The organism is Citrobacter sp. CK198 (genome assembly GCF_030333295.1).
In the GTDB taxonomy this organism is placed as follows: domain Bacteria; phylum Pseudomonadota; class Gammaproteobacteria; order Enterobacterales; family Enterobacteriaceae; genus Citrobacter_B; species Citrobacter_B koseri.
In genome coordinates this window covers 45,260-57,049 of sequence record NZ_JAOWGE010000035.1, presented here as the reverse complement: position 1 = coordinate 57,049, position 11,790 = coordinate 45,260, and the positions used below count along the sequence as shown (strand labels likewise).

Sequence of the window (11,790 nt, the reverse complement as noted above, 5' to 3'; positions counted from 1 at the left end):
ATCGGGCCTTTGCGCCTGTATGTTGCGGAGAAAAAGCATGGCCGGGAATGACCGCGAGCCAATTGGACGCAAAGGGAAACCACCGCGTCCGGTGAAACAAAAGGTAAGCCGTCGTCGACTCAGAGATGAAGAGTACGACGACGATTATGATGATGACTATGAGGATGAAGAACCGATGCCGCGTAACGGTAAGGGCAAAGGGCGTAAGCCTCGTGGCAAACGTGGCTGGCTCTGGCTACTGCTAAAACTGTCGATTGTTTTTGTCGTGCTGATTGCGATCTACGGCGTCTATCTGGATCAAAAAATCCGTAGCCGTATTGATGGCAAAGTCTGGCAGCTTCCTGCGGCGGTATATGGCCGGATGGTTAACCTTGAGCCGGAAATGCCCGTCAGCAAGAATGAAATGGTGAAATTGCTGGAGGCCACCCAGTACCGTCAGGTGACGAAAATGACGCGTCCCGGCGAGTTTACCGTGCAGGCGAACAGCATCGAGATGATCCGCCGTCCGTTTGACTTCCCGGACAGCAAAGAAGGGCAGGTGCGTGCGCGTCTGACCTTTGACGGCGGCCATCTGGATACGATCGTGAATATGGATAACAACCGTCAGTTTGGTTTCTTCCGTCTCGATCCGCGCCTGATCACCATGCTCTCTTCGCCGAACGGCGAACAGCGCCTGTTCGTGCCGCGCAGCGGTTTCCCGGATCTGCTGGTGGATACGCTGCTGGCGACGGAAGACCGTCATTTCTATGAGCACGATGGCGTTAGTCTGTATTCCATCGGTCGTGCGGTGCTGGCGAACCTTACCGCCGGGCGCACGGTTCAGGGGGCGAGTACGCTGACGCAACAGCTGGTGAAAAACCTGTTCCTCACCAGCGAACGCTCCTACTGGCGTAAAGCGAACGAAGCTTACATGGCGCTGCTGATGGATGCGCGCTACAGCAAGGACAGGATCCTTGAGCTGTACATGAACGAAGTCTATCTCGGCCAGAGCGGCGATAACGAGATTCGCGGCTTCCCGCTGGCGAGCCTGTACTACTTTGGCCGCCCGGTTGAAGAGTTGAGCCTCGATCAGCAGGCGCTGCTGGTGGGGATGGTGAAAGGGGCGTCAATCTACAACCCGTGGCGTAACCCGAAACTGGCGCTGGAGCGTCGTAATCTGGTACTGCGTCTGCTGCAACAACAGCAGGTGATCGACCAGGAGCTGTACGACATGCTGAGTGCGCGTCCGCTGGGCGTGCAGCCGCGCGGCGGGGTGATCTCGCCACAGCCAGCCTTTATGCAGATGGTGCGTCAGGAGTTGCAGGCGAAGCTCGGCGACAAAGTGAAAGACCTTTCTGGCGTGAAGATCTTCACCACTTTTGATTCCGTGGCGCAGGATGCGGCTGAAAAAGCGGCCGTTGAGGGCATTCCGGCGCTGAAGAAACAGCGCAATCTGAGCGATCTGGAAACCGCGATTGTGGTGGTAGACCGCTTCAGCGGCGAGGTGCGTGCGATGGTCGGCGGGGCGGAGCCGCAGTTCGCCGGGTACAACCGTGCGATGCAGGCGCGCCGTTCTATCGGCTCTCTGGCAAAACCGGCGACCTATCTGACGGCGTTAAGCCAGCCGAAGCTGTATCGCCTGAACACCTGGATTGCCGACGCGCCGATCGCGCTTCGTCAGCCGAACGGGCAGGTCTGGTCTCCGCAGAACGATGACCGTCGTTACAGCGAAAGTGGCAAAGTGATGCTGGTGGACGCGCTGACGCGCTCCATGAACGTGCCGACGGTGAATCTGGGGATGGCGCTGGGACTTCCTGCCGTCACCGATACCTGGATGAAGCTGGGCGTGCCGAAAGATCAGCTGCATCCGGTTCCGGCCATGCTGCTGGGGGCGCTGAACCTGACGCCAATCGAAGTGGCGCAAGCGTTCCAGACCATCGCCAGCGGCGGCAACCGGGCGCCGTTGTCAGCATTGCGTTCGGTGATTGCGGAAGACGGTACGGTGTTGTACCAGAGCTTCCCGCAGGCTGAGCGCGCGGTTCCGGCGCAGGCGGCGTATATGACGTTGTGGACGATGCAGCAGGTTGTGCAGCGCGGCACCGGGCGTCAGCTGGGCGCGAAGTATCCGGGCCTGCATCTGGCGGGTAAAACCGGGACCACCAACAACAATGTCGATACCTGGTTTGCAGGGATTGATGGCAGCCAGGTGACGATTACCTGGGTGGGTCGCGATAATAACCAGCCGACGAAACTGTACGGCGCCAGCGGCGCGATGTCGATTTATCAGCGTTATCTGGCGAACCAAACGCCAACGCCGCTGACGCTGACGCCGCCGGAAGATGTGGTGGATATGGGCGTCGATTACGACGGTAATTTCGTCTGTAGCGGTGGAATGCGAGCGCTGCCGGTCTGGACGACCGACCCGGACGCGCTGTGCCAGCAGGGCGAAATGATGCAACAGCAGCAGCCGACCGGGAATCCGTTCGATCAGTCTTCTTCACAGCAACAGCAGCCTCAACAGCAGCAACCGGCGCAGCAGGAGAAGAAAGACAGCGACGGCGTGGCGGGGTGGATCAAGGATATGTTTGGTAGTAACTAACCGTTGCGCCTGATGGCGCTGCGCTTATCAGGCCTACAGAACCAATAAACGCATTGGATCTTGTAGGCCGGATAAGGCGCGCCAGCGCCGCCATCCGGCAAATTTCCGCAGAATAACATTCCAGCCTAAATCATTAACCCTTCCTTTTCATCTGGTTATTTCTTAACCCCTTAGTTTTGATAGGGGCGCGTATTGCTTGCTATCGCGCCAACGTTTCGAATATTATGCTGCGGTCATAAGAATAATTCTCGTTTACGTTATCATTCACTTTTCATTAGAGATATACCAATGGCGCGTCTTAAAACTGCTCAGCCAAACTCTTCGCTGCGTAAAATCGCAGTCGTAGTAGCCACAGCGGTTAGCGGCATGTCTGTCTATGCACAGGCGGCGGTTGAACCGAAAGAAGAAACTATCACCGTAACCGCTGCACCTGCCCAGCAGGAAAGTGCCTGGGGGCCGGCGGCGACCATCGCGGCCAGACAATCCGCCACAGCGACCAAAACGGATACCCCCATTCAAAAGGTGCCACAGTCTATTTCTGTGGTAACTGCCGAGGAGATGGCGCTGCATCAGCCTAAATCTGTGAAAGAGGCGCTCAGCTACACTCCTGGTGTTGCCGTGGGCACCCGTGGCGCGTCTAACACTTATGATTACCTGATCATCCGCGGTTTCGCCGCTGACGGCCAAAGTCAGAACAACTATCTGAATGGCCTGAAGATGCAGGGTAACTTTTACAATGATGCGGTGATTGACCCTTATATGCTGGAGCGCGCTGAAGTCATGCGCGGCCCGGTTTCCGTTCTCTACGGAAAAAGCAACCCTGGTGGTTTGTTGAACATGGTCAGCAAGCGTCCAACCACGGAACCGCTGAAAGAAGTTCAGTTCAAGATGGGCACCGACAGCCTGTTCCAGACCGGTTTTGACTTTAGTGATGCTCTGGATGACGATGGTGTTTACTCTTATCGCTTAACCGGCCTTGCGCGTTCTGCGAATGCCCAGCAGCAAGGTGCAGAAGAACAGCGTTATGCCATTGCGCCATCTTTCAGCTGGCGTCCGAATGATAAAACCAACTTTACCTTCTTGTCTTATTTCCAGAATGAACCGGAAACAGGTTATTACGGCTGGCTGCCGAAAGAAGGGACAGTGACTAAGTTACCGAACGGTAAGCGTCTCTCTACCGATTTCAACGAAGGTGCGAACAACAATACCTATTCTCGTAACGAGAAGATGGTGGGCTACAGCTTCGACCACGAATTTAACGACACCTTTACCGTGCGTCAGAATCTGCGTTACGCGCAAAATAAAGTCTCGCAGAATAGCGTGTATGGCTACGGTATGTGCTCCGATCCGCTCTATACAAAGGATCCGGCTAATAGTCCTTGCGCCAGCGTTCCTCAGTCAGATTGGGGTCATACGCTGACTCGTCAGTACGTTATCGATAATGAGAAATTGCAGAACTTCGCTGTCGATACCCAACTGCAAAGCAAGTTTGCAACGGCCGATGTGGATCACACGCTGCTGACCGGCGTTGACTTTATGCGTATGCGTAACGATATTGACTCCTGGTTTGGCTATGCTGGTTCTGTAACGCCGTCCGACATCTATAACCTTGATCGCAGTGACTTCGATTTTGGCTCACATCCTGGCCCTTCAGGCCCTTACAAAGTGCTGAATAAGCAGAAGCAAACTGGCTTGTACGTGCAGGATCAGATGCAATGGGATAAGGTGCTGGTTACTCTGGGCGGTCGTTACGACTGGGCTGACCAGGAGTCCTTCAACCGTGTTTACGGTACTACCGATAAGCGCGACGACAAACAGTTCACCTGGCGTGGCGGTGTTAACTACCTGTTCGACAATGGCGTAACCCCGTATTTCAGCTATAGCGAGTCGTTTGAACCGGCTTCGCAGACGGGGGAAAGCGGTAATATCTTTGCTCCATCCAAAGGTAAGCAGTACGAAGCTGGCGTGAAATACGTGCCGAGCGATCGTCCGATCGTGATTACCGGTGCAGTGTATCAGCTCACCAAAACCAACAATCTGATGCCCGACCCGAATGGATCGTCCTGGTCAGTCGAAGGCGGTGAAATTCGTTCACGTGGTGTGGAAATTGAAGCGAAAGCCGCGCTGTCTGCAAGCGTCAACGTGGTTGGTTCTTATACCTATACCGATGCGGAATACACTACCGACACCAGCTACAAAGGCAACACGCCTGCTCAGGTGCCTAAACATATGGCATCATTGTGGGGTGATTACACCCTCTATGACGGCGCGCTTTCCGGGCTGACGTTGGGTACGGGTGTTCGTTATACTGGCTCCAGCTATGGCGACCCGGCAAACTCCTTCAAAGTGGGGAGCTATACGCTGGTGGATGCGTTAGTACGTTACGATCTGGCGCGCGTTGGTATGGCTGGGTCTAACGTGGCGCTGCATGTGAACAACTTGTTTGACCGTGAGTACGTCGCAAGCTGCTTTAACACCTATGGCTGCTTCTGGGGCGCGGAGCGTCAGGTCGTTGCAACCGCAACCTTCCGTTTCTAATTTCTCTTTGGGCACGGTTCGCCGTGCCCGCTTTACAAGTTGGCCGCTATGCAGGAAAACACAACCCGTCCCGACACGACTTTCGCCCTACGTAATGTCTCCTTTCGTGTGCCTGGCCGCACGCTTCTGCATCCTCTTTCGCTGACCTTTCCGGTGGGTAAAGTTACCGGGCTTATTGGTCACAACGGTTCAGGTAAATCAACCTTACTGAAAATGCTGGGGCGGCATCAACCGCCGTCGGAAGGCGACGTGTTGCTCGACGATCAGCCGTTGAACAGCTGGAACAGTAAAGCGTTTGCCCGCAAGGTCGCCTATCTGCCGCAGCAGCTTCCGCAGGCGGAAGGGATGACGGTGCGCGAACTGGTGGCGATTGGGCGTTATCCGTGGCACGGCGCGCTGGGTCGTTTTGGCGTAACCGACAGAGAAAAAGTGGAAGAGGCGATTACGCTGGTGGGACTAAAACCACTGGCGCACCGTCTGGTGGACAGCCTCTCCGGCGGGGAACGTCAGCGGGCGTGGATCGCCATGCTGGTGGCCCAGGATAGCCGCTGTTTGCTACTCGACGAACCCACCTCCGCGCTGGATATCGCACATCAGGTTGATGTGCTGGCGCTGGTGCACCGCTTAAGCCAGCAGCGTGGGCTGACGGTGATTGCCGTTTTGCACGACATCAACATGGCGGCCCGCTACTGTGATTATCTGGTGGCGCTGCGCGGTGGCGAAATGATTGCCCAGGGAACGCCAGCAGAGTTGATGCGTGGTGAAACGCTGGAGCTGATTTATGGCATCCCGATGGGAATTTTGCCGCATCCGGCTGGTGCCGCACCCGTGAGTTTTGTCTATTAATGAGCGGTTTACATTCTATTACCCGACGTCGATTGTTAACGGCGATGGCGCTTTCTCCTCTGCTCTGGCAAATGGGGCAAGCCCGGGCCGCAACCGTCGATCCTCATCGTATTGTCGCCCTGGAGTGGTTGCCGGTAGAGCTGCTGTTAGCGCTCGGCATCATGCCTTACGGCGTGGCGGATATTCCCAATTATCGCCTGTGGGTTAACGAGCCCGCATTGCCGGAGTCGGTCATTGACGTTGGGCTGCGTACCGAACCCAATCTGGAACTGCTGACCGAAATGAAGCCCTCATTTATGGTCTGGTCGGCAGGCTATGGCCCTTCGCCTGAAAAGCTGGCGCGTATCGCGCCGGGGCGCGGCTTTAGCTTCAGCGACGGCAAAAAACCGTTAGCGGTAGCGCGTCAGTCGTTAATTGAAATGGCGCAACTGCTTAATCTTGAGTCTGCGGCCAGCCGCCATCTGGCGGAATACGATAGTTTTATCGACAGCCAGAAACCGCGCTTTGCCCGGCGTGGCGACCGGCCCCTGCTGCTGATGACGTTGCTCGATCCGCGCCATATGCTGGTTTTCGGCCCGAACTGCTTATTCCAGGAGACGCTGGACGCCTTCGGCATTCGCAATGCCTGGCAGGGGGAAACCAATTTCTGGGGCAGCACTGCGGTTGGTATCGACCGGCTGGCGGCCTATAAAGACGCTGACGTCCTCTGTTTTGATCACGGCAATAACCCGGATATGGCTGCGCTGATGGCGACGCCGCTGTGGCAGGCGATGCCGTTTGTGCGCGCCGGACGTTTTCAGCGCGTGCCTGCCGTCTGGTTTTATGGCGCGACGCTGTCGAGCATGCGTTTCGTGCGCATTCTGGATAATGCGCTGGGAGGTAAAGCGTGAGTCGACGTATTGCGCTATTTCCGGCGTTGCTGCTGGCGGTGTTATTTATCGCTGCTGCCTGGCTGACCTGGTTTAACTTCTCCATCGCATTGCCGCGCAGCCAGTGGCAGCAAGCGTTCTGGTCGCCGGATATCGACAGCATTGAGCAAATGATTTTCCACTATAGCCTATTGCCGCGTCTGGCGATCGCCTTGCTGGTCGGGGCCGGGCTTGGGCTGGTGGGCGTATTGTTCCAGCAGGTGCTGCGTAACCCGCTGGCGGAGCCAACGACGCTCGGCGTGGCGACAGGGGCGCAGCTCGGGATTACGCTAACGACGCTATGGGCGATTCCCGGCGCGATGGCCACGCAATTTGCGGCGCTGGCAGGCGCGTGCGTGGTGGGGGCGCTGGTGTTTGGCGTCGCCTGGGGAAAACGCCTGTCACCGGTTACGCTGATTCTCGCCGGTCTGGTGGTGAGCCTGTATTGCGGGGCGATTAACCAGCTGATGGTGATTTTCCACCACGACCAGTTGCAAAGCATGTTCCTGTGGAGCACCGGAACGCTGACGCAAACCGACTGGAGCGGGGTGCAGAGGCTGTGGCCGCAGCTGCTGGGCGGCGTGATGCTCACCTTGCTATTGCTGCGTCCGATGACCCTGATGGGGCTGGATGACGGCGTGGCGCGCAATCTGGGGCTGGCCTTGTCGCTGGCGCGTCTGGCGGCTTTATCGCTGGCGATCGTGCTCAGCGCGATGCTGGTTAACGCCGTTGGGATTATCGGCTTTATCGGCCTGTTCGCCCCGCTGCTGGCGAAAATGCTTGGGGCGCGTCGCTTACTGGCGCGCCTGATGCTGGCGCCGCTGATTGGCGCGCTGATCCTTTGGCTTTCCGATCAGACCATTTTGTGGCTGACCCGCGTCTGGATGGAGGTCTCCACGGGTTCCGTGACGGCGCTGATTGGCGCGCCGCTGTTGCTGTGGCTGCTGCCGCGTCTGCGCAGCATGAGCGCGCCGGCAATGAACGCCAATGACCGCGTAGCGGCGGAACGCCAGCATGTGCTGAGTTTTGCGCTGGCAGGCGGTGTCGTGCTGCTGTTAGCGGTGTTCGTGGCGCTCTCTTTTGGCCGTGACGCGCACGGCTGGAACTGGGCGAGCGGCGCGCTGCTGGATGAACTGATGCCCTGGCGCTGGCCGCGTATTCTGGCGGCATTGATTGCGGGCGTGATGCTGGCGGTGGCGGGGTGCATTATTCAACGCCTGACCGGAAACCCGATGGCCAGCCCGGAAGTGCTGGGTATCAGCTCCGGCGCGGCGTTCGGCGTGGTGCTGATGCTGTTCCTGGTGCCGGGTAACGCCTTTGGCTGGTTGCTGCCTGCCGGGAGCATCGGCGCGGCGGCGACGTTGCTGATCATCATGGTCGCGGCAGGACGCGGGGGCTTTTCTCCGCACCGTATGCTGCTGGCGGGGATGGCGCTCAGTACGGCGTTTACGATGCTGTTGATGATGTTACAGGCGAGCGGCGATCCGCGCATGGCGGGAGTGCTGACCTGGATCTCCGGTTCGACCTACAACGCGTCGGAAGAACAGGTGGTACGCACCGGCATTGTGATGGTGATTCTGCTGGCGATTACGCCGCTGTGTCGTCGCTGGTTAACCATTTTACCGCTGGGCGGCGAGACGGCGCGGGCGGTGGGTATCGCGTTGACGCCATCGCGTGTTGGGCTGTTGTTGCTGGCGGCCTGTCTGACGGCGACCGCGACGATGACCATTGGGCCGCTGAGCTTCGTCGGGCTGATGGCGCCGCATATCGCGCGGATGCTCGGTTTTCGCCGCACGATGCCGCATATGATTATGTCGGCGCTGGCGGGGGGAATACTGCTGGTTTTCGCCGACTGGTGCGGCAGAATGGTGTTGTTCCCGTATCAGATCCCGGCGGGATTGCTCTCGACGTTTATCGGCGCGCCGTATTTTATTTATCTGTTACGTAAGCAGAGCCGGTAATGGTGCCTTATCCGGCCTACGGCGCCATATGTAGGCCGGGTAAGCGTAAGCGCCACCCGGCAATGACGATTTACAGTTTTGCAAATACCCGACGCGCGGCATCGATGGTGTTGTTGATATCGTCCATGCTGTGCGCCACGGACATAAAACCTGCCTCGAAGGCGGACGGCGCCAGGTAAACGCCTTCATCCAGCATCATGTGGAAGAAACGTTTGAAGCGCTCAACGTCGCATGCCATTACATCCTGATAGCAGTTTACGGATTCCGCGTCGGTAAAGAAGATGCCGAACATACCGCCGACGTGATTCACCACCAGTGGAATATCGGCTTCCTGCGCGGCGTCCAGCAGGCCTTCTGCCAGTCGGGTCGTCAGTTCGTCCAGCGTCTCGTGAATCCCCGGCTGGGCGACTTCGGTCAGGCAGGCGAAACCCGCCGCCATGGCAATCGGGTTGCCGGAAAGCGTTCCCGCCTGGTAAACCGGGCCAGTCGGCGCCAGTGCGTCCATCACATCGCGGCGTCCGCCAAATGCGCCTACCGGCATACCGCCGCCGATGATTTTGCCCAGACAGGTCAGATCCGGCACTACGCCGTAATAATCCTGTGCGCCCGCCAGCGCCACGCGGAAACCGGTCATCACTTCGTCGATGATCAGCAGCGCGCCGAATTCGTCGCACAGGGCGCGCAGGCCCGGCAGGAATTCCGGCAGCGGAGGGATGCAGTTCATATTGCCCGCCACCGGCTCGACGATAATACAGGCAATCTCTTGCGGATATTGCTCGAACGCCGCGCGTACAGAGGCCAGATCGTTATAGGTGCAGGTCAGGGTATGTCTGGCGAAGTCAGCCGGAACGCCCGGTGAGTTCGGCTGGCCCAGCGTCAGTGCGCCGGAACCCGCTTTCACCAGCAGGCAGTCGGCGTGGCCGTGGTAGCAGCCTTCAAATTTGATGATCTTGTCGCGACCGGTGAAGCCGCGCGCCAGGCGAATCGCACTCATTGTGGCTTCGGTGCCGGAGTTCACCATCCGCACCATGTCCATAGTCGGCACCAGTTCGGTGACCAGCTCCGCCATTTTAACTTCCATCTCGGTCGGTGCGCCGAAGCTCAGCCCGCGCGCAGCGGCTTCAATCACTGCATTACGGATGGCGGGGTGGTTATGGCCCAGCACCATCGGACCCCAGGAGCCGACGTAATCGATGTACGCTTTGCCATCGACATCATACAGATACGCGCCGTCTGCTTTTTCGATAAACAGCGGGGTGCCGCCCACGCCAGTGAAGGCGCGAACAGGGGAGTTGACGCCGCCGGGGATAAGCTCGCGCGCTGCGCTGTAGAGGTTTTCAGACTTGCTCATGGATGGGGTTCCTGGTTCGTAGAAAAAGTGAATGCCCTTTATTCTAAGTTATTCACAGAAGGTTATGAACATTTTGCGCATTTGAAACATGACGATTTACAGGGGATTTTCCCGAAACAGGCGGGTACAATGCCGCTTCTGTATTTGTATTACCAATTAATGATCATCTGATGAACACAGACACTCCCACTTTCGAAGCACAGCAAGTTGTGCGCTTACGGCGCGGGGATCTGATCCGCAGACTACTTCAGCGGGATAAAACGCCGCTGGCCATCTTATTAACGGCGGCGGTGGTCGGCACCGTCACGGGTCTTATTGGCGTTGCGTTTGAGAAAGCCGTGACCTGGGTGCAGAACTTACGTATCGGCGCGCTCGTTCAGACGGCCGATTACGCGATTCTGGTCTGGCCGCTGGCCTTTATCCTCTCTGCGCTGCTGGCGATGGTCGGTTATTTTCTGGTGCGTAAGTTTGCGCCAGAAGCCGGTGGGTCGGGCATCCCGGAAATAGAAGGCGCGCTGGAAGAGTTGCGTCCTGTTCGCTGGTGGCGCGTGCTGCCGGTGAAATTTGTGGGCGGTATGGGAACGCTGGGCGCTGGCATGGTGCTGGGGCGGGAAGGGCCGACGGTACAAATCGGGGGCAATATCGGGCGGATGGTGCTGGACCTCTTCCGTATGCGTAGCGCCGAGGCGCGTCACACCTTACTGGCAACCGGTGCGGCCGCAGGGTTATCGGCAGCCTTTAACGCGCCGCTGGCGGGGATCTTATTTATCATCGAAGAGATGCGCCCGCAGTTTCGCTACAATTTAATTTCGATCAAAGCCGTGTTTACGGGCGTGATCATGTCGAGCATTGTGTTTCGTATTTTTAACGGTGAAGCGCCGATTATTGAGGTCGGGAAGCTCTCAAACGCACCGGTTAATACGCTATGGTTATATTTAATCCTCGGTATGATTTTTGGCTGCGTCGGGCCGCTGTTCAATCACCTGGTATTGCGCACTCAGGATATGTTCCAGCGTTTTCACGGCGGTGAAATCAAAAAGTGGGTTCTGATGGGCGGCGCGATCGGCGGCCTGTGCGGCATTCTCGGCTTAATTGAGCCGGAAGCGGCGGGCGGTGGATTTAATTTGATCCCCATTGCGGCGGCGGGGAATTACAGCGTAGGCCTGCTGCTGTTTATTTTTATCGCCCGCGTCCTTACCACGCTGCTTTGTTTCTCATCCGGTGCGCCCGGCGGAATTTTTGCGCCAATGCTGGCGCTGGGGACGTTGCTCGGCACCGCATTTGGTATGGCGGCTGCGGCGTGTTTTCCGCAGTACCATCTGGAGGCCGGAACATTTGCGATTGCCGGAATGGGCGCGTTGCTGGCGGCGTCGGTGCGTGCGCCTTTAACGGGAATCGTGTTAGTGCTGGAGATGACCGATAACTATCAGCTCATTTTGCCAATGATTATTACCTGTCTTGGCGCAACACTATTAGCACAATTTATGGGCGGAAAACCGCTATACTCCACCATCCTTGCGCGCACGCTGGCGAAACAGGATGCGGAGCAGGCGGCAAAAAGCCAGCGGTCGGCCGCTGGTGAGAATACTTGAATGAAATACCAGGGTA

7 protein-coding genes are annotated in these 11,790 nt (G+C 57.6%); 6 read left to right on the top strand and 1 reads right to left on the bottom strand.

Annotation, left to right across the window (positions count from 1 at the left end; all coding sequences use genetic code 11):
- Window positions 1-37: 37 nt before the first annotated feature.
- From mrcB to fhuB, 5 genes are all read left to right on the top strand, one after another.
- Entirely contained in the window at window positions 38-2,578 is a 2,541-nt protein-coding gene (mrcB, locus tag OGY62_RS18225) for a bifunctional glycosyl transferase/transpeptidase (protein ID WP_012134009.1), read from the top strand.
- Between the two features lie 288 nt (window positions 2,579-2,866).
- Window positions 2,867-5,116, top strand: coding sequence for a ferrichrome porin FhuA (gene fhuA, locus OGY62_RS18220; RefSeq protein ID WP_012134008.1), 2,250 nt, complete (start codon window positions 2,867-2,869; stop codon window positions 5,114-5,116).
- A 48-nt stretch (window positions 5,117-5,164) separates the two neighbouring features.
- Window positions 5,165-5,962, top strand: a complete 798-nt coding sequence (gene fhuC / locus OGY62_RS18215) for a Fe3+-hydroxamate ABC transporter ATP-binding protein FhuC (RefSeq protein ID WP_112001170.1) — start codon at window positions 5,165-5,167, stop codon at window positions 5,960-5,962.
- A complete protein-coding gene (fhuD, locus tag OGY62_RS18210) occupies window positions 5,962-6,852 on the top strand; it encodes a Fe(3+)-hydroxamate ABC transporter substrate-binding protein FhuD (RefSeq protein WP_024130692.1) in 891 nt (296 codons plus the stop codon). The genes fhuC and fhuD overlap by 1 nt, the downstream gene beginning before the upstream one ends.
- Window positions 6,849-8,831, top strand: coding sequence for a Fe(3+)-hydroxamate ABC transporter permease FhuB (gene fhuB / locus OGY62_RS18205; RefSeq protein WP_058668589.1), 1,983 nt, complete (start codon window positions 6,849-6,851; stop codon window positions 8,829-8,831). Before fhuD ends, fhuB begins: the two co-directional genes overlap by 4 nt.
- Window positions 8,832-8,901: 70 nt before the next feature.
- On the opposite strand, the gene hemL is transcribed toward fhuB, so the two are convergent.
- Window positions 8,902-10,182: a glutamate-1-semialdehyde 2,1-aminomutase gene (gene hemL, locus OGY62_RS18200; protein ID WP_112001167.1), complete on the bottom strand. Its 1,281-nt coding sequence runs from the start codon at window positions 10,180-10,182 to the stop codon at window positions 8,902-8,904.
- Between the two features lie 170 nt (window positions 10,183-10,352).
- Here hemL and clcA point away from each other — a divergent pair, with 170 nt between their 5' ends.
- Window positions 10,353-11,774, top strand: a complete 1,422-nt coding sequence (gene clcA, locus OGY62_RS18195; RefSeq protein WP_047458831.1) for a H(+)/Cl(-) exchange transporter ClcA — start codon at window positions 10,353-10,355, stop codon at window positions 11,772-11,774.
- The last annotated feature ends 16 nt before the right edge of the window (window positions 11,775-11,790 follow it).

Bases quoted from the DNA above. Each gene is read 5' to 3' on its own strand.
- mrcB (WP_012134009.1), top strand. From the start codon at position 38: ATGGCCGGGAATGACCGCGAGCCAATTGGACGCAAAGGGAAACCACCG.
- fhuA (WP_012134008.1), top strand. From the start codon at position 2,867: ATGGCGCGTCTTAAAACTGCTCAGCCAAACTCTTCGCTGCGTAAAATC.
- fhuC (WP_112001170.1), top strand. From the start codon at position 5,165: ATGCAGGAAAACACAACCCGTCCCGACACGACTTTCGCCCTACGTAAT.
- fhuD (WP_024130692.1), top strand. From the start codon at position 5,962: ATGAGCGGTTTACATTCTATTACCCGACGTCGATTGTTAACGGCGATG.
- hemL (WP_112001167.1), bottom strand. From the start codon at position 10,182: ATGAGCAAGTCTGAAAACCTCTACAGCGCAGCGCGCGAGCTTATCCCC.
- clcA (WP_047458831.1), top strand. From the start codon at position 10,353: ATGAACACAGACACTCCCACTTTCGAAGCACAGCAAGTTGTGCGCTTA.